15 protein-coding genes and 1 pseudogene are annotated in these 18,088 nt (G+C 71.5%); 4 read left to right on the top strand and 12 right to left on the bottom strand.

The window, feature by feature from the left end; translation table 11 throughout:
- Positions 1–14: 14 nt before the first annotated feature.
- Positions 15–1,885: pseudogene (locus RKD23_RS11465) on the top strand (ricin-type beta-trefoil lectin domain protein).
- A gap of 15 nt (positions 1,886–1,900) precedes the next feature.
- On the opposite strand, the gene cimA reads toward RKD23_RS11465, so the two are convergent.
- The 6 genes from cimA to ureA all read right to left on the bottom strand — a co-directional run bounded on the left by cimA (position 1,901) and on the right by ureA (position 8,378).
- A complete protein-coding gene (gene cimA / locus RKD23_RS11470) occupies positions 1,901–3,520 on the bottom strand; it encodes a citramalate synthase (RefSeq protein WP_424853586.1) in 1,620 nt (539 codons plus the stop codon).
- A 300-nt stretch (positions 3,521–3,820) separates the two neighbouring features.
- On the bottom strand, positions 3,821–4,366 hold the full coding sequence (locus tag RKD23_RS11475; protein WP_404046642.1) for a TetR/AcrR family transcriptional regulator: 546 nt from the start codon (positions 4,364–4,366) through the stop codon (positions 3,821–3,823).
- 53 nt (positions 4,367–4,419) lie between these two features.
- Positions 4,420–4,908, bottom strand: a complete 489-nt coding sequence (locus RKD23_RS11480; RefSeq protein ID WP_424853587.1) for a hypothetical protein — start codon at positions 4,906–4,908, stop codon at positions 4,420–4,422.
- 23 nt (positions 4,909–4,931) lie between these two features.
- The gene (locus tag RKD23_RS11485) at positions 4,932–5,960 is read right to left on the bottom strand and encodes an agmatine deiminase family protein (RefSeq protein ID WP_424853588.1); all 1,029 of its coding nucleotides are present in this window, start codon (positions 5,958–5,960) and stop codon (positions 4,932–4,934) included.
- A 13-nt stretch (positions 5,961–5,973) separates the two neighbouring features.
- Complete coding sequence (locus RKD23_RS11490; protein WP_424853589.1) at positions 5,974–7,686, bottom strand: urease subunit alpha; 1,713 nt, start codon at positions 7,684–7,686, stop codon at positions 5,974–5,976.
- The gene (ureA, locus tag RKD23_RS11495; protein ID WP_424853590.1) at positions 7,683–8,378 is read right to left on the bottom strand and encodes an urease subunit gamma; all 696 of its coding nucleotides are present in this window, start codon (positions 8,376–8,378) and stop codon (positions 7,683–7,685) included. Before ureA ends, RKD23_RS11490 begins: the two co-directional genes overlap by 4 nt.
- A gap of 148 nt (positions 8,379–8,526) precedes the next feature.
- Here ureA and RKD23_RS11500 point away from each other — a divergent pair, with 148 nt between their 5' ends.
- The gene (locus tag RKD23_RS11500) at positions 8,527–9,963 is read left to right on the top strand and encodes a cytosine permease (RefSeq protein ID WP_424853591.1); all 1,437 of its coding nucleotides are present in this window, start codon (positions 8,527–8,529) and stop codon (positions 9,961–9,963) included.
- A gap of 138 nt (positions 9,964–10,101) precedes the next feature.
- Here RKD23_RS11500 and RKD23_RS11505 read toward each other — a convergent pair whose 3' ends face one another.
- A complete protein-coding gene (locus tag RKD23_RS11505) occupies positions 10,102–11,190 on the bottom strand; it encodes a branched-chain amino acid aminotransferase (RefSeq protein WP_424853592.1) in 1,089 nt (362 codons plus the stop codon).
- A gap of 289 nt (positions 11,191–11,479) precedes the next feature.
- Positions 11,480–12,532: a 3-isopropylmalate dehydrogenase gene (locus RKD23_RS11510; RefSeq protein ID WP_404046215.1), complete on the bottom strand. Its 1,053-nt coding sequence runs from the start codon at positions 12,530–12,532 to the stop codon at positions 11,480–11,482.
- A gap of 154 nt (positions 12,533–12,686) precedes the next feature.
- On the opposite strand from RKD23_RS11510, the gene RKD23_RS11515 reads away from it, so the two are divergent.
- Positions 12,687–14,261, top strand: a complete 1,575-nt coding sequence (locus RKD23_RS11515) for a purple acid phosphatase family protein (RefSeq protein ID WP_424853593.1) — start codon at positions 12,687–12,689, stop codon at positions 14,259–14,261.
- 125 nt (positions 14,262–14,386) lie between these two features.
- Here the strand turns inward: RKD23_RS11515 and RKD23_RS11520 are convergent, their stop codons facing one another.
- A complete protein-coding gene (locus tag RKD23_RS11520) occupies positions 14,387–14,518 on the bottom strand; it encodes a hypothetical protein (RefSeq protein WP_404046209.1) in 132 nt (43 codons plus the stop codon).
- Between the two features lie 183 nt (positions 14,519–14,701).
- Positions 14,702–15,637, bottom strand: a complete 936-nt coding sequence (locus RKD23_RS11525) for a LysR family transcriptional regulator (RefSeq protein ID WP_424853594.1) — start codon at positions 15,635–15,637, stop codon at positions 14,702–14,704.
- Positions 15,638–15,740: 103 nt separating this feature from the next.
- Between RKD23_RS11525 and RKD23_RS11530 the strand changes: the two genes are divergently transcribed.
- Positions 15,741–16,733, top strand: coding sequence for an NADP-dependent oxidoreductase (locus RKD23_RS11530; RefSeq protein WP_424853595.1), 993 nt, complete (start codon positions 15,741–15,743; stop codon positions 16,731–16,733).
- 1 nt (position 16,734) lies between these two features.
- Here the strand turns inward: RKD23_RS11530 and RKD23_RS11535 are convergent, their stop codons facing one another.
- Positions 16,735–17,259, bottom strand: a complete 525-nt coding sequence (locus RKD23_RS11535) for a GNAT family N-acetyltransferase (RefSeq protein WP_424853596.1) — start codon at positions 17,257–17,259, stop codon at positions 16,735–16,737.
- Positions 17,260–17,269: 10 nt separating this feature from the next.
- Positions 17,270–18,007 (bottom strand): GNAT family N-acetyltransferase, encoded by a 738-nt coding sequence (locus RKD23_RS11540; protein WP_424853597.1) that lies wholly within the window; start codon positions 18,005–18,007, stop codon positions 17,270–17,272.
- Positions 18,008–18,088 lie beyond the last annotated feature (81 nt).

Below are 18,088 nucleotides of genomic sequence, written 5' to 3' on the forward strand. Positions count from 1 at the left end.
AAGGGCGGCGCACCATGAGGAGATCCATCGGGCTGCTGCTGGCCGGGCTGCTGACGACGGCCGGTCTCACGGCGGCGGCCGGTTCTACGGCGACCCCGGCGCAGGCCGCCGGCGAGCAGGTCACCGTATGGCTGACGACCACGGACGACTCCGGCGGACGGCATGTGGTCCGCGGGCTCCAGCCGCAGACGCCGTTCGCCTTCCAGGCCGGCGCGGGCGGGGCCGGCGAGAACATCACCGTCGACGAGAACACCCGCTACCAGACCTTCACCGGCGGCGGCGCGTCCTTCACCGACACCGCCGCCTGGCTGATGGACGGCAGCGGGGCCCTGTCGCAGGCGACCCGTGACGACACCATGCGCAAGCTGTTCTCGCCGACGGAGGGCATCGGGCTGTCGTTCCTGCGCAACCCCATGGGCGCCTCCGACCTCGCGCGCTTCGGCTACACCTACGACGACGTCCCCGCGGGCCGGACGGACCCCGACCTGTCGGAATTCACCCTCGCCCATGACCTTCAGGACGTGGTCCCGCTGACCCGGCAGGCCCGGCAGCTCAACCCCGCGCTGACGGTGATGGCCTCGCCGTGGACCGCGCCGGCCTGGATGAAGGACAGCGGGCAGCTCAACGGGGGCTGGCTGAAGGCGGAGTACTACGGGGCCTACGCGGACTACTTCGTGAAGTACGTCCAGGGGTACCGGGACCAGGGCGTCCCGATCTCCTACGTGACCGCGCAGAACGAGCCGACCTGCTGCTCGGGCTACCCGTCGATGAGCTGGAACGCCTCGGGGCTGGCCTACTTCACGAAGAACGAGCTGCTCCCGAAGCTCGCCGCGGCAGGGCTGTCCACCAAAGTCCTGGCCCACGACTGGAACTGGTCCGACTACGACGCCTACGCCGCCCAGACGGTGAACGACCCGGCGGTCCGCTCCCACCCGAACTTCGGCGGTATCGCCTGGCACGGCTACGGCGGTGACGTCGCCAAGCAGAGCGCCGTGCACGACCAGTACCCGCAGCTGGACGCCTTCGGCACCGAGCACTCGGGCGGCACCTGGATCGCGCACCAGCAGCGCGAGGACATGATGAACATCATCGACTACACCCGCAACTGGGCGAAGTCGGTGACGAAGTGGTCCCTGGCCGTGGACCAGAACATGGGCCCGCACAACGGCGGTTGCGGCGTCTGCACGGGCCTGGTGACGGTCCACAACGGCGACGCGCGGCACGGCCAGGTCGACCTCACCGTCGAGTACTACACGATGGGCCACCTCACGAAGTTCGTCCGCCCGGGCGCCCAGCGGATCGCCTCGACGGCGTCCACCGCGGTCCCGAACGTGGCCTGGCGCAACCCGGACGGCTCCAAGGCGCTGATCGCGTACAACGACTCGACGTCGGCCCGTACGGTGACGGTCAACTGGGGCGGCCAGCACGCGACTTACTCGCTGCCCGGCCGCACCTCCGCGACGTTCACCTGGACGGGCAGCCAGTCCGGGAGCGGCGACACGACCGGGTCCTTCGTCGGCCTGGCGGGCAAGTGCCTCGACGTGGCCGGCGGTTCCAGCGCGAACGGCACGGCCGTGCAGCTGTACGACTGCAACGGCACGTCGGCCCAGCGCTGGACCGTCCGCGCGGACGGTTCCGTCCAGGCCCTCGGCAAGTGCCTGGACGTCACGGGCGGCTCCGTGTCCGACGGGGCGAAGGTCCAGCTGTACGACTGCAACGGCACGGGAGCCCAGCGCTGGTCCTACAACGCCTCGACGGGCGACGTGGTGAACCTCGCCGCGAACAAGTGCCTGGACGTCACGGACAACTCCCCGGCGAACGGGGCGCGCGGGCCCAGATCTGGTCCTGCACGGGGGCCGCCAACCAGAAGTGGGCCCTGCGCTAGAAGGGACAGCCGGCGTCACTCCGCCGGCTGTACTCCCGCCCGCAGCAGGCCGTACGTGTAGGCGTCCTCCAGGGCCTGCCAGGAGGCCGCGATGACGTTGTCGGCCACGCCCACGGTGGACCACTCGCCGGTGCCGTCGCTGGTGGAGATGAGGACCCTCGTCGTGGACTGGGTGCCGTGGACGCCCTCCAGGATGCGGACCTTGTAGTCCACGAGCTCCAGCTTGGCGAGCTGCGGGTAGATCTTCTCCAGGGCGATCCTGAGGGCGCGGTCGAGGGCGTTGACGGGGCCGTTGCCCTCGGCCGTGGAGACGAGGCGTTCGCCCTTGGCCCAGAGTTTGACGGTGGCCTCGTTGGCGTGGGTGCCGTCGGGGCGGTCCTCGACGATGGCGCGCCAGGACTCGACCTCGAAGTAGCGCAGGGGCCGGCCGCCCTGCACCTCGGTGCGCAGCAGGAGTTCGAAGCTGGCGTCGGCCGCCTCGTAGGTGTAGCCCTTGAGTTCGCGCTCCTTGACCCGCTCGACGACACGGGCCACCAGCTCGCGGTCGCCGCCCAGGTCGATGCCCAGTTCCTTGCCCTTGAGCTCCACGGAGGCGCGGCCGGCCATGTCGGAGACCAGCATGCGCATGGTGTTGCCGACCTGCTCGGGGTCGATGTGCTGGTAGAGGTCCGGGTCGACCTTGATGGCCGAGGCGTGCAGGCCGGCCTTGTGGGCGAAGGCCGAGACGCCCACGTAGGGCTGGTGCGTGGAGGGGGTGAGGTTGACGACCTCCGCGATGGCGTGCGAGATCCGCGTCATCTCCCGCAGCCGGCCCTCCGGCAGCACCTTCTTGCCGTACTTCAGCTCCAGGGCCGCGACGACCGGGAAGAGGTTGGCGTTGCCGACGCGCTCGCCGTAGCCGTTGGCCGTGCACTGGACGTGGGTCGCGCCCGCGTCCACCGCGGCCAGGGTGTTCGCCACGGCGCAGCCCGTGTCGTCCTGGGCGTGGATGCCGAGGCGGGCGCCGGTGTCGGCGAGGACCGTGGAGACGATGGCCTGGATCTGGGCGGGGAGCATGCCGCCGTTGGTGTCGCACAGGACGACGACGTCGGCGCCCGCCTCCGACGCCGTGCGGACGACCGACTTGGCGTACTCGGGGTTCGCGCGGTAGCCGTCGAAGAAGTGCTCGCAGTCGACGAAGACCCGGCGGCCCTGCTCCTTGAGGTACGAGACCGTGTCGCGGACCATGTCCAGGTTCTCGTCCAGCGTCGTGCGCAGGGCCAGTTCCACATGGCGGTCGTGGGACTTGGCGACCAGGGTGATCACCGGGGCGCCGGAGTCGAGGAGGGCCCTGACCTGCGGGTCCTCGGAGGCCGTGGTGCCCGCGCGGCGCGTCGAGCCGAAGGCGACCAGCTGGGCGTGCCGGAAGTCGATCTCCTGCTGGGCGCGGGCGAAGAACTCGGTGTCGCGCGGGTTCGCGCCCGGCCAGCCACCCTCGATGAAGCCGACGCCGAACTCGTCCAGGTGCCGTGCGATGGCCAGCTTGTCGGCGACGGTGAGGTTGATGCCCTCCCGCTGGGCGCCGTCGCGCAGGGTGGTGTCGAAGACGTGGAACGAGTCGTCGAGCTCGCTGGTTGCCGAATCGGTCGCGGTCATGATCTCAAGGCTCCTGTTGTGGATCTTCGGTCTTACCGGAATGACCGGCTCCACCGTCCCCCCAATGGTCCCTCGCGCTGTGCTCTCCGGCTGCGGGTGGGCCAGAAAAGCGAAAAACCCCTCGCGGGTGCGAGAGGTCTGCGCGCGGGTCGAGGACGACGGTGTCCGCCCGTACCTGGTCGTACGAAGGCGGTCACTGCGGACCGGCGCGCCTGCTGCCAATAATCATGGCGAACGAGAGCACGGGGGCAGTCTGGCACAGACCGCCCCCGCATACCGGGGGTGTCTCAATATGCGAGCTCAGGCGTCCACCAGCAGCACCTCGGCCAGGAACTCCCGCACATGGCCGAGGATCAGGTCCCGGTCCGTGCCGCGCAGGCCGATGGCCACGTGGATGGCGAAGCCGTCGAGCAGGGCGCGCAGCCGCGCCGCGAAGCGGTCGGGGTCCAGGGGACGGAACTCGCCGCGCGAGATGCCCTCGGCGACCAGCGCCACCAGGTCGCGGTGCCAGACGCCCTCGATCTCCGACTGGCGGTCGCGCGCGGCCTCCTCGGCGTTCTGCGAGCGGTTCCACACCTCCAGCCACAGCGTCCAGTGCGGGTCGCGGTGGCCGTCGGGGACGTACAGGTCGACATAGGCGTCGAGGCGTTCACGGGCGCTCGCCGGGCGGGCCAGCAGGCGGCGGCGTTCGTCGCCGAGGCGGCTCTCGCTCCACTCCAGGGTCTGCAGCAGCAGTTCGTCCTTGGAGTGGAAGTAGTAGAGGAGATGGCCGCTGCTCATGCCGACCTCGCGGCCGAGCGCCGCCATGGTGAGCTTCTCCAGACCGCGCTCGGCGATCATCTCCATGGCGGCGGCCAGTACCTCCTCGCGGGGCGGGGCCGGGGTACGGCGGCGGGAGGTCACGCGGCGGCCTCCACGCGGACGGCGTCGGGGACGAGCCGGGTCTCGTAGCCGCCGCTGCAGTCGGCAGCCGCGACGGCGACCTCCGCCCCGCAGGAGCAGACGCGGTTGACGCCGTGATGGGGGCTCGGGCCGCAGCAGCCGCCCCACCGGGACTCGTCCGGGTGGAGAGCGAGTTCCACGACGTCGAGAGGGTGCAGAACGTACGTGCCACGCGGCCCGTCGGACACCAGTTCACCCCGCTCGTCGGACATCCACATGCCGCCCGGCACGATCCCGTCGTAGTCGTCCCCCTGGTACGGCACGAAGGGCGCGCCGAACGGCAGGGGGTCGACCACGTACGTTCCCCGCGGGACGCTCGGCGGGCCGTGCCGTCGTCCGTCCGCGTCGGGCAGGCCGTCCCAGCCGGGATACTCGGGCATCTCGTCGAGCCGCCGGACGGGCTCGGTCAGCCGCCGGCCGCAGGCCGCGCAGAGCAGTACGTTCACCCGTATGTTCTACCTGACGCGTGCTACCCGACGGTCACCTTGGGCTGCTGCTGGGTGATGCAGTGGATGCCGCCGCCGCCCGCGAAGATCGCCCGGGCGTCGACCAGGGTCACCGTCCGCTCGGGGAACAGCCGGCGGAAGATGCCGGCCGCGATCTCGTCGTTCGGGTCGTCGAAGCCGCACAGCACGACGCCGCCGTTGCACAGGTAGTGGTTGATGTAGGAGTAGTCGACCCAGTCGCCCTCCTCGTCGCGCAGGACGGTGGGCGCGGGGATCTCGACGACCTCCAGGGTGCGGCCCCGGGCGTCGGTCTGGCCGCGCAGGATGTCGACGTAGAGCTGGGAGCGGGCGTGGTCGGGGTGCGCGGGGTTCTTCTGGCTGTGCACGACGACCGTGCCGGGCTTCGCGAAGGCCGCGACGATGTCGACGTGGCCCTGGGTGCCGTACATGCCGTAGTCGCCGGCGAGGCCGTGCGGGAGCCAGATGGCCTTGGTGGTGCCGAGCTTGGCGTGGATCTCCGCCTCGACCTGCTCACGGGTCCAGTCGGGGTTGCGCCCGGAGCCGAGCTGCACGGTGTCGGTCAGCAGGACGGTGCCCTCGCCGTCGACGTGGATGGCGCCGCCCTCGTTGACCAGCGGCGACGGCAGTACGGGGACCCCGGTGAGGTCGGCGACATGCCGGGCGATCTTGGAGTCGTGCTCCCAGCGGGCCCAGTCCTGGCCGCCCCAGCCGTTGAACACCCAGTCCACGGCGGCCAGCCGGCCCTCGGCGTCCTTCACGAAGGTGGGGCCGATGTCGCGCATCCAGGCGTCGTCGAGCTCGCGCTCCACCAGGTCGATGTCCGGGCCGAGCAGCTCGCGGGCGGAGTCGCCCTGGCCGGGGCCGTGCACCACCGTCACGGGCTCGAAGCGGCGTACCGCGCGGGCCACGGACGCCCAGGCCGCGCGGGCCTCGGCCAGTTCCTCGGCGTTGGTGAAGGTCGGGTTGGGGCCCGGCCAGGCCATCCAGGTGCGCTCGTGCGGGTCCCATTCGGCGGGCATGCGGTAGGTCATGGAGACGTCCTAATCAGAGGAAGTAGAGGCGGTTGAGGGAGACGGAGTCGGCCGGGTCCGAGCGCAGCGGCTCCCCGTCCAGCGTCACAAGGCCCGTGCGCTGGTCGACGTCCACCTGTCCGGTACGGGAGTTCAGCCGCAGGTCGGCCGGGCCGATGCCGCGCGTGCCGCGTACGGCGACCCTGCGGCGGCGCGTCGGCATGGTGTCGTTGCCCTGGTCGAGGGCGGCCTGGGCGACGAAGGCCACGGAGATGTCGGCGGGGGTCGCGCCGAAAGCACCGAACTGCGGCCCGAGGACCAGAGGTTCGCAGGTGTCGGTGGCCGCGTTGGGATCGCCGACGACGCCGTACGCCGGGAAGCCGGACTTCAGCACCAGCTGCGGCTTGGCGCCGAAGTACTCCGGGCGCCACAGCACGATGTCGGCGAGCTTGCCGACCTCGATGGAGCCGACCTCGTGGGCGAGGCCGTGGGCGATGGCCGGGTTGATGGTCAGCTTGGCCATGTAGCGCAGCACGCGCTCGTTGTCGTGGCCGACGCCGGGGTCGCCGAGCTCGGCCTTCATCTTGCCGGCCATGGCGAACGTACGGCGGACGGTCTCGCCGGCGCGGCCCATGCCCTGTGCGTCGGAGGAGGTGATGCCGATCGCGCCCAGGTCGTGCAGGACGTCCTCGGCGCCCATGGTCCCGGCGCGGATGCGGTCGCGGGCCATGGCGGCGTCGCCGGGCAGGTCGGTCTTCAGGTCGTGGACCGAGACGATCATGCCGTAGTGCTCGGCGACCGCGTCCCGGCCGAAGGGCAGGGTGGGGTTGGTGGAGGAGCCGATGACGTTCGGCACGCCCGCCATCTTCAGGACGTTCGGGACGTGTCCGCCGCCGCAGCCCTCGATGTGGAAGGCGTGGATGGTCCGGCCTTCGAGCACCTTCAGCGTGTCCTCGACCGAGAGGCACTCGTTCAAGCCGTCGCTGTGCAGGGCCACTTGGACGTCGTGCTCCTCGGCGACGCGCAGGGCGGTGTCCAACGCCCTGGTGTGCGCGCCCATGTCCTCGTGCACCTTGAAGCCGGACGCGCCGCCCTCGGCGAGGGCCTCGACCAGGGGCGCCTCGTGGGAGGACGAACCCCGGCCGAGGAAGCCGATGTTGACGGGCCAGGCGTCGAAGGCGTTGAAGGCGTGCTTCAGCGCCCAGGGGGAGTTGACGCCGACGCCCCACACCGGGCCGAACTCCTGGCCGATGACCGTGGTGACGCCGGAGGCGAGCGATGCCTCCATGATGCGCGGCGACAGCAGGTGGACATGGGTGTCGACGGCTCCGGCGGTGGCGATGAGGCCCTCGCCGGAGACGATGGAGGTGCCGGTGCCGACGACGACGTCGACGCCGTCGAGGGTGTCGGGGTTGCCGGCCCGGCCGATCCCGCAGATGCGGCCCTCGCGGATGCCGATGGAGACCTTGCGGATGCCTTGCGCGGCGTCGATGACGACGACGTTGCTGATGACGACGTCACAGGTCTCGCGGACGGCGGCGGCCTTGAGGTGCAGTCCGTCGCGGGCGGTCTTGCCGAAGCCGGCCAGGAACTCGTCGCCGTACTTCTGGGCGTCGGACTCGACCTTCACGGTCAGGCCGGAGTCGCCGAGACGGATGCGATCGCCGGCGCGGGGGCCGTGCGTGGCGGCGTACTCGTACGGGGTGAGACGACGGGCTTCGGCGGGGTGCCCTCCGGGTCGGCTCATCGGTTGACCTCCTCGACTGGAACTCCCAGGTATCCGCAGGCGGCTGCCCGGCGCAGCGCCTCCTCGCGCGCTCCCGGCGCGTCCAGCGGTCCGTCGACGAGCCCGGCGAAGCCGATCGCGATCCGGTCGCCGCCGATCGGCAGGAGACCCACCTCGGCGCTCTCGCCGGGCCCGAAGCGCACGGACGATCCGGCGGGCACGGCGAGCCGCATGCCGTAGGCCTTCTCGCGGACGAAGTCCAGGCGCGGGTTGGCCTCGAAGAAGTGGAAGTGCGAGGTGACCGAGACGGGCACGCGCGCGGTGTTGGTGACGGTGAGCCGGACGACGGGCTCGGGGTCGGCGTGTTCGGGTCCGGGCAGCAGCGCGCCGGGGGCCTCGGCGCCGAGTCCGCCGCCGATCGGGTCGGTGACCACCGCGAGCCGGGAGCCGTCGTCGAAGACGGCCTCGACGTGCACCTCGGTGACGACGTCGGCGACGCCGGGCAGCACGTCGTCGGGGCCGAGCACGGCGCGGGCGGCCTCGATGGCCTCGGCCAGCCGCCTGCCGTCGCGGGCGGCCTCGCAGACGGTGTCCGCGATGAGGGCGGTCGCCTCCGGGACGTTGAGCCGCAGGCCACGGGCCCTGCGGGCGCGGGCCAGCTCGGCGGCTCCGAAGAGCAGCAGCCGGTCACGTTCCGTGGGGGTCAGTCTCATGACGCGGGCACCTCCTTGCCTTCCACAGGTTAGAGCACCACTCTAAACACGAGATTCCCACGACGGAAACATTGACGTAGGACCTTCGAGAACGTCACATTGAACGCCGCTCAAAACTACAAGGTGGCTGATCAAAGGAGACCCGCCCATGCCGATGGAACAGCACGGAGTGGACACCATCCCCGACGAGGAACGCACCAGCGGTCCGCGTGACCTCGTCTCGATCCTGCTCGGGTCGAATCTCTGTCTCGGAGTGATCGTCTTCGGCTGGCTGCCGCCGTCCTTCGGGCTCGGCTGGTGGGCTTCGGTCAGCTCCATCGTGGTCGGCACGCTGGTCGGCACGGCCTTCACCGCGCCGCTCGCGCTCATCTCGCTGCGCACGGCCACCAACCTCTCGACGTCCTCCGGCGCCCAGTTCGGGGTGCGCGGCCGGCTGGTCGGCTCGGTGGTCGGGCTGCTGCTGGCCCTCGGCTACACCGCGCTGACCGTGTGGATCGGCGGCGACGTGACCGTCACCGTGCTCGGCCGGCTGATCGGCCTGCCCGCGAACGACCTGTCGTACGTCCTGATCTACGGCCTGCTCGCCGCGGCCACCGTCGCGGGCGCGGTCTACGGCTACAAGGTCCTGCTGGCGATGTCCCGCATCCTCGCCGTGGGCATGACGGCCCTGCTGATCCTCGGCGTGATCGCGTACGCCCCGGACTTCTCGACGGGCGCGCTGCCGGAGGCCGGCGGCTATCTGCTGGGCGGGTTCTGGCCGACCTGGCTGCTGGCCGCGGTCGCCGCGGGCCTGTCGGGCCCGGTCGCCTTCATCACCCTGCTCGGCGACTACACCCGCTACATCTCCCCCGCCCGCCACTCCTCGCGCAAGGTGCTGCGCGCGACCTGGCTCGGGCTGATCCTCGGCCTGCTGGTGCCGCAGCTCTTCGGCACCTTCACCTCGTACGCCGCCAAGGCCGCCCTCGACTACGCCGGGCCGCTCGCCGCGACCGCCCCCGCCTGGTACCTGCTGCCGCTGCTGATCGCCGCCTCGGCCGGGTCGGTCGGCAACGCGGGCCTGATGCTCTACTCGATGGGCCTCGACCTCGACGCGATCCTGCCCCGGCTGTCGCGAGCCAAGGCCACCTGTGTGGTCGCGGTGGTCGCCACGGTCTCCGTGTTCCTCGGCCACTACTTCTCCGACACGCAGTCCGCGATGACCTCCTTCGTGCTGCTGCTCACCGCGATCGGCACGCCGTGGGCGGTCATCACCCTCATCGGCTTCGTCCGCTGTCGCGGCGAGTACGACGCCGACGCCCTACAGGTCTTCAACCGCCGCGCGAAGGGCGGGATCTACTGGTTCTGCGGCGGCTGGAACATCGCGGCGACCGTGTCCTGGGCCCTGGGCGCCGTGGTCGGCTGTCTCGCCGTGGCGCTGCCGTCGTACGAGGGTCCGCTGCTGGCGCTGACCGGCGGGGTGGACTGCAGCTTCCTGCTGTCGGGGGCGGTCGGCGGTCTGGCCTACCTGCTGCTGACATGGTCGGCGCCGGTGAGCCGCCCGGCGGTCGCGGACGAGGCGGAGCCGCAGCGCGCGCCCGCGATATGAGCAGCCGCGGCCCGGGCGACTCGCCCCGGGCCGCACGCTCACTCTCCCGTACGGCATCCCGTACGGCTTCCCGTACGACGGTGAGGGCCGGACCCGGCGTCCTCGCCCGGTCCGGCCCTCACCGGGTGCTGCCGGTGATCAGGCCAGCTGGTGCATCCAGCCGTGCTTGTCCTCGGCCGTGCCGCGCTGGATGTCGAGCAGCGCCTGACGCAGCCTCAGGGTGACCTCGCCGGGCTCGCCGCCGGACTGCTGCCACTCGGCGCCGTCGGTCTTGACCGTGCCGACCGGCGTGATGACGGCGGCCGTGCCGCAGGCGAAGACCTCGGTGAGGGTGCCGTTCTCGGAGTCGCGGCGCCACTGGTCGAGGGAGACGCGGCCCTCCTCGGCCTGGTAGCCGAGGTCGCGGGCGACGGTGAGGAGGGAGTCGCGGGTGACGCCCTCCAGGATGGAGCCGGTGAGGGACGGGGTGACGATCTTGTCGCCGTACACGAAGTACAGGTTCATGCCGCCGAGTTCCTCGACCCACTGGTGCTCGACCGCGTCGAGGTAGCAGACCTGGTCGCAGCCCTTGGCGGCGGCCTCGGCCTGGGCGAGCAGGGACGCGGCGTAGTTGCCGCCCGTCTTGGCGTCGCCCATGCCACCGGGGACGGCGCGGACGCGGTCCTGCGAGACCCAGATGGAGACCGGCTTCACGCCGCCGGGGAAGTACGCGCCGGCCGGGGAGGCGATGACCAGGAAGAGGTACTCGTTGGCGGGCTTCACACCGAGGCCGACCTCGGTCGCGATCATGAAGGGGCGCAGGTAGAGGGACTCCTCACCGCCGTGCGCCGGGACCCAGGCCCGGTCCTGGCGGACGAGGACGTCACAGGCCTCGATGAAGGTCTCCACGGGCAGCTCGGGCATGCCGAGGCGGCGGGCGGAGGACTGGAAGCGCTGCGCGTTCTTCTCGGGGCGGAAGGTGGCGACGCTGCCGTCGGGGCGGCGGTAGGCCTTGAGGCCCTCGAAGATCTCCTGGGCGTAGTGCAGGACGGTCGTGGCCGGGTCGAGCGAGAGCGGCGCGTACGGCACGAGCTGACCGTCGTGCCAGCCGCGGCCTTCCGTCCACTTGATGGTCACCATGTGGTCGGTGAAGTGGCGGCCGAACCCGGGGTTGGCCAGGATGGCCTCCCGCTCCGCGCTGGAGAGCGGGTGGGCGGAGGGCTTCAGCTCGATCGTGGGCGTCGTCATGAGTGGTTGTCCTTCACCGGTTGTAGTGACGGGCCGCGCTCCCGCCCGAACGGCCGTTTCCGGCCTGCGCAAGGACCGTTTCCGGCCAGTGCTAGGACGTCCGAGCTTTCCCTCATTCCGCGGCTCCGCGTTCGATTATCGCGCGCGGGGTGCTGCGGGAGAAAACGGCGTGGGTGCGGCCCAGGCCTGATGGTGTCACCCGGCGGGGGGCATGCGGAAGCCGCCGGGTGCGGATGCGACCCGGCGGCTTCGACTTGTGCTGCGCCTTCTGCGAGCGTCGAGTCCGGGGTCAGCCGGCTACTCGTACGGCGAGCGCGTCGCCGATCTCGGTGGTGGAGCGGGCCGGCTTGCCGACGCGCTCGGCCAGGTCGGCGGCGACGGCCTCCTCGATGCGGGCGGCCTCGGCGTCGTGGCCGAGGTGGCGCAGCAGGAGGGCGACGGACAGGACGGTGGCCGTGGGGTCGGCCTTGCCCTGGCCCGCGATGTCCGGGGCCGAGCCGTGGACCGGCTCGAACATCGACGGGAACTCGCCGGAGGGGTTGATGTTGCCGGAGGCCGCCACGCCGATGCCGCCGGAGACGGCCGCGGCGAGGTCGGTGATGATGTCGCCGAACAGGTTGTCGGTGACGATGACGTCGAACCGCTCCGGCTGGGTGACCAGGTAGATGGTCGCGGCGTCGACGTGCATGTACTCGGTGGTGACCTCGGGGAACTCCTCGGCCACCTTGTTGAAGATGTTGGTCCACAGGTGACCGGCGAAGGTCAGCACGTTGTTCTTGTGGATCAGCGCGAGCTTCTTGCGCGGGCGGGCCTGGGCGCGGGCGAAGGCGTCCCGGACGACACGCTCCACACCGAAGGCCGTGTTCACCGACACCTCGGTGGCGACCTCGTGGGGCGTGCCCTTGCGGATGGTGCCGCCGTTGCCGGTGTACGGGCCCTCGGTGCCCTCGCGGACGACGACGAAGTCGATCTCCGGCTGGCCGGCCAGCGGCGTGGCCACGCCGGGCAGCAGCTTGGAGGGCCGGAGGTTGACGTGGTGGTCGAAGGCGAAGCGGAGCTTGAGCAGGAAGCCGCGCTCCAGGACGCCGGACGGCACCGACGGGTCGCCGATCGCGCCGAGCAGGATCGCGTCGTGCTGCTTGAGGGCGTCGAGGTCGGCGTCGGTGAGGGTCTCACCGGTGGCGTGGTAGCGCCGGGCGCCGAAGTCGTAGTCCTTGGTCTCCAGCTTCACGTCCTCCGGGAGGACGGCGGAGAGGACCTTCAGACCTTCGGCCACTACCTCCTGGCCGATGCCGTCACCGGGGATCACTGCGAGATCGAGGATGCGAGAACTTGCCGACATGGAGGTGACCCTACTCTTCGTCCCATGCAATGACACACGCTGTCCGGCATCTGGACATTCGCACGAGAGCCAAACGAGCGACAACGTCATCTCGTCGTACTACGTTCACCCATGTGTCGCAGCACTGTCGGGGTCCGCTGGGAAGTTCTTCGTCATGGAGACACCGGACTTCGGCATCCCGGAGCGACTGGCCCGCCGGATGAGCATGGCGGAGCAGCACGAGTATCTGCGCACCAAGCTGACGCGGCGTCGGACGCTGGTGACCGCGGGCGCGGTGGCGAGCGGCCTGCTGACCGGGTGCGCGGGCGCGCAGGACCGGCCCGCGGGCACGGTGGCGACACCGACCCGCCCGGCCACGACCGCCGCCGCGGCACCGGGCGCCGCGCTCGTGCCGTTCGGCCGCCATCTGGCCCTCGGCGCGGACCCGCGCACCCAGATGCGGATCTCCTGGCAGGTCCCGGCCGCGGTGCGCAAGCCGTACGTACGGATCGGGGCGCGGCCCGACGCGCTGGGGCCGCGCATCGAGGCGGAGCTGCGGCATCTGCACACGCCGGCGATGGGCGACGTACGGCCCGAGGTCGAGCAGTACTACGTGCACGCCGCGCTGGACGACCTGCTGCCGGGCACGACGTACTACTACGGCGTCGGGCACGAGGGCCTCGATCCGGCCGACCCGCGTCTGCGGGCCGCTGTGGCCTCCTTCCGTACGGCGCCGGTGCGCCCCAGGTCCTTCGTCTTCACCGCCTTCGGCGACCAGGGGGTCGGTGAGGGGGCGGCGGCCCTCGACCGGCAGCTGGTGGGCGTGCAGCCGGCCTTCCATCTGCATGCGGGCGACATCTGCTACGCCGACGCCAACGGCAGGGGGACCGTGGCGGACCGCTACGACGCGGCGTTCTGGGACCGGTTCTTCCAGCAGAACGAGCCGGTCGCGCGCTCGGTTCCCTGGATGGTGACGACCGGCAACCACGACATGGAGGCCTGGTACTCGCCGGAGGGGTACGGCGGTCAGCTCGCCCGGTTCTCCCTGCCGGACAGCGGCTTCGACCCGCGCCTGGCGCCGGGCGTGTACACGTTCACCTACGGCAACGTCGGTGTGGTGGCGCTCGACGCGAACGAGGTGTCGTACGAGATACCGGCCAACTTCGGTTACAGCGAGGGCCGGCAGACGGCGTGGCTGGACCGCACGCTGCGCAGGCTGCGGGCGTCCGACGAGGTGGACTTCGTCGTCGTGTACTTCCACCACTGCGCCTACTCCACCTCCGCGCACGCCTCCGACGGCGGGGTGCGCGCGGCGTGGCTGCCGCTGTTCGCGCGGCACCGGGTGGACCTGGTGATCAACGGCCACAACCACGTCTACGAGCGCACCGACGCCATCCGGGACGGCGAGGTCGGCCGGCGTGTGCCGGTCGGCGGCTCGACGCACCCGGAGCGGGACGGGACCGTCTATGTGACCGCCGGCGGCGGCGGGCGTGACCCGTACGGTTTCCCGGCGGGCGCGCAGGTCAGCTACGAGGGACATGTGCACGACGCCGAGTCCGTGGAGACGTTCCAGTGGACCCGGTCACGGCAGCGCGACCCGGAGACCGTGGAGTGGTCCCGCGTGCGCTACCGGGGGTTCTCCTACCTCTCGGTGGAGGCGGTGAGCGGCCCGGCACCGCGGCTGAAGGTGTCGGCGCGGACGCACACGGGTGAGCGGATCGACCATTTCGAGGTGCGGCGCGGGCGCTAGGCCCCGTCCGTGGGGCTGCGGTGCCCGCGCCGCACCTCGCGCGGGTGCGGCTCCCGGCGTCTTGGTGGTGCGGTCGGCTCGGCGGTCGGCTCAGGGGCCGACCCGGCGGTCGCTCGGCGGTCGGCTCAGTGGCCGGTCGCGCCGCCGTTGTCGCGGCGGTCGAGGGCGCGCTGGAGGGCGGCGGCGGCCTGCTGGCGGTCGGTCTCGTTCGGACGGGAGACGTGGCGGACTCGGCGGCGGACGGTCGTCTCGGCCATGGGAAATCGACTCCTTCGGAAGACCGGAGTGCATGAGGGGGTTACGAGACGCCGGAAGGGGCGGGGAGCACCGGCCGCAGGGGTTGCCTGCACGGGGCCCGGCTCACGACCGCCATTCGCTTGATCGAGCGAGACGTTCGGCTTCTACAAAGCTAAGGGAGGAGCTCGCTCGTGTCTCCACAATTACTCGGACTTCCTACTATCTGAGACGGCGACCCTCGGACGCAGCGCGCGCAGCTCGCGGACGAGGGCACGGACGGCTGCGGTGCCGGCGAGCTCGGGGGTGGTGACGTAGCCGACCTGGCGGGTGGGGCGCCGCGGACCGAGATCGGTGATCTGAAGGGTGAGCGGTGCTCCGGTGAGGGAGAGCGCGGGCATGACGGCCATACCGAGACCACTGCTCACCATCGAGAGCACCGCTCCGTCGTCCTCGGCACGCACGGTCGCGGGCGGGAGCCACTCCTGGGCGGCCCACCACTCACGGGTGTAGGAGGTGCAGTTCTCCGTCCAGTCGACCAGCGGCAGCGACCGCGGGTCGGGGTGCCCCGCCGGGTGCACCAGGGAGTACGGCTCCTCCAGCAGCACATCGCCGACCAGCTCCGGCGGGATCGGCGAGCTGGTGCCGATCGTGGCGATCCCGATGTCGACCCGCCCCGCGGCCACCTCCCCCGCCGTGCCCGGCCCGACCTCGCGTACGACGGTCACGCTCGCCTCGATGCCGGGGTACCGCGCGGTCAGCCGCTCCAGCGCGGGCGGCAGCAGATGCAGGGCCGCGCTGCGGAACGCGGCGATGCGCAGCGGGCCCGCCGGCGGGCCGGACTCCCCGGCACCGGCTCCGCGCGTCTCGGCGACCAGCACCTGGAGCATCCGCAGCACCCGGCGCCCGTGCGCCACGGCCCGCTCCCCCGCGGCGGTGGGCCGCGCCCCGTGCCGGCCCCGCTCGAACAGCACCACGCCCAGCTTGCGTTCCATGCCGCGCACCGCGTGCGACACCGCGGACTGGGTGGACCCGAGGCGTACGGCCGCGGCGGAGAAGCCGCCCTCCTCGGCGACGGCCACGAGGGTGCGCAGCTCCTGGGGTGCGAGGTCGACGGTGTGTGCGAGGTCGACGGTGTTCACGCGGGTGCTCCCACCTGCTGCTATGAGGGCGATTCATGGACCGGCCGGTCCCATGAGCGCAACCCCCTGCCCCACGTCGGCATTCCTTCCTACGGTCCCTGTCATGAACGACATCGCGCTCACCGTCCAGCAGACCGCCCGCCCGACGGGCTTCCCCACCGCGGACCACTTCCGGTTCGTCGAGTCGCCGGTCCCCGAGCCCCGGCCGGGCACAGCCGTGGTGGAGAACGTGCTGTGGTCGGTCGACCCGTACCACCGCGAGATGATGGACGGCGACTTCGCGCTGGACGCCCCGCTGGAGGGCCGCACGCTCGGCCGGGTCGTCGCCTCGCGCGAACCGTCCCTGCGCGAGGGCGAGATCGTCTTCCACCGGCAGGGCTGGCGCACGCACGCCGTGGTCACGCCCGACGAGGTCCGGCGCATCCCGCTGCACGAGGGCGTAACGCTGACGGCGTACCTGAGCGTGCTCGGCGGCACGGGCCTGACGGCGTACATCGGGCTCACCCGGATCGCCGAACTGCGCGAGGGGCAGGACGTGTTCGTGTCCGGCGCGGCCGGCGGGGTCGGCACGGCCACCGGCCGCTTCGCCCGGCTGCTGGGCGCGGGCCGGCTGATCGGCAGCGCGGGCACACCGGAGAAGGTCCGCCATCTGACCGAACAGGTCGGCTACGACGTCGCGTTCGACTACCACGACGGCCCGGTCGCCGACCTGCTGGCGAAGGCCGCCCCAGGCGGGATCGACGTCTTCGTCGACAACGTCGGCGGCGAGCACCTCGGCGCCGCGATCGGCGCGCTGCGCGAGCGCGGGCGGGTGGTGCGGGTGGGCACGATCAGCCAGTACAACACCCCTGCCGCCCCGCCCGTGGTCTTCAACCACGCCGATGTGGTGGAGAAGCGCCTGCGCATCGAGGGCTTCCTGGTGAGCGACTACCGCGAGCAGCAGGAGGAGCTGTACGAGTTCGCCGTACCGCATCTGCGCAGTGGGGCGCTCTCGCTCGACGAGACGGTCGTGGACGGGTTCGAGCGGATCGTGGAGGCGTTCCTGCTGATGCTGCGGGGCGGGAACACGGGGAAGATCCTGGTGCGGGCGGCGTGAGTCACAGCACGTCGCCGTCGCGCCAGTCGAAGAGCAGCTCGGTGTGCGGCCCCGCGGGGGCGGGCCAGACGTAGGTGGAGCCCTCCTCCTCGGGCAGCCGGACCGGTCCGTCCGGCCCCAGCGCGCCGACCGGGCCGGACCAGGCGCACCAGCCGCGGGCCTCGTACAGCAGGGCGCCCTCGTCGCTCGCGGAGAGGGCGCCCAGATCGTAGGCGCGGGTGAGGACGCCCTCCAGCGCGTCCATCACCCGGCCGCCGAGCCCGGTGCGCCGCACGTCCCGGCGTACGGCGACCCCCTCGACGTAGCCGACGCGCAGCCAGCGTCCGCCGAGCCGGGCCCGGCGCATGACCACCGCACCGTGGGCGGCGATTCCCCGCTCGTCATAGGCGAGGGCGTGCATGCCGCCGAGGGTGTGGTCCCAGTCCTCGGCGGAGAAGTCGCCGTCGAAACAGTCGTACAACAGGGCGCGGACGGCGAGGAGTTCGGCGGGAGCGAGCTGGGCCGTGTGGGCGATGCGCAGGGTCATACGGGCATTGTCAGGCGTGCCGCATCCATACGTTGGGCTCGCGGTACACCCCGTGGTCGGCTGCCTTGTCGAGCCGCAGCACGCTCAGCCCGCCGGGGATCACGTACTCGGCGGTCAGCGGCAGGTCGAGGCCGGTCCACTCCTTCCACTCCGCGACCGTGCCGGTCATGATCTGCGACTCCGGTGCGGGGGCGAGGAGTCGGGCGCCGAGGCGTTCGTGCGTGCGGATCCAGGGGTCGACGTGGGTGTCGTCGGTGCGGCGCCAGCGCATGAAGTCCTCGATGGGCATGAGCGGGAACTGCTCCTTCGACGTGGGGCGGACGGGCGCCACGACCTTGCCGAGCCCGGCCTCCCGCGCGGTGCGGCGCAGCGCCATGAGCGTCTCGCCGGCCAGCCCGCGCCCCCGCAGAGACGGGTGGACGACGGCCCCGCAGATCACCAACGTGTCCGGCTCCAGGCCCTGTTCACGCCCCTCGACCGCCCGCACGAGAGCGTCGGTGTAGCCGCCGGGCAGTCCGTCGACGGTGCCGTCCCAGCGCAGCGGCACGCCCCATCCGGCGGCCACGGGTAGGTCGCGCTCGTCGACGAGCATCAGCTCGAACTCGGCGAAGTACTCCCTGACCCGGCCTATGTAGCGCTTCACCACCCGGTCGGCCGTGATGAACGCCGGGAAGCCCTCGCTGAACAGCTCCGCGAGCTGCTCTTCCTGCCACTCGCGCGCGTCGGCGCGCTCGATCTTGAGTGTCACGGGCTGTTCTTAGCACACACCACCGCAACCTAACCACTCAATGACACTTGACTGGTTAGGCGCGGTCGCACCATGATGCCG

It is taken from the genome of Streptomyces sp. SAI-170, assembly GCF_049739565.1.
Lineage (GTDB): Bacteria > Actinomycetota > Actinomycetes > Streptomycetales > Streptomycetaceae > Streptomyces.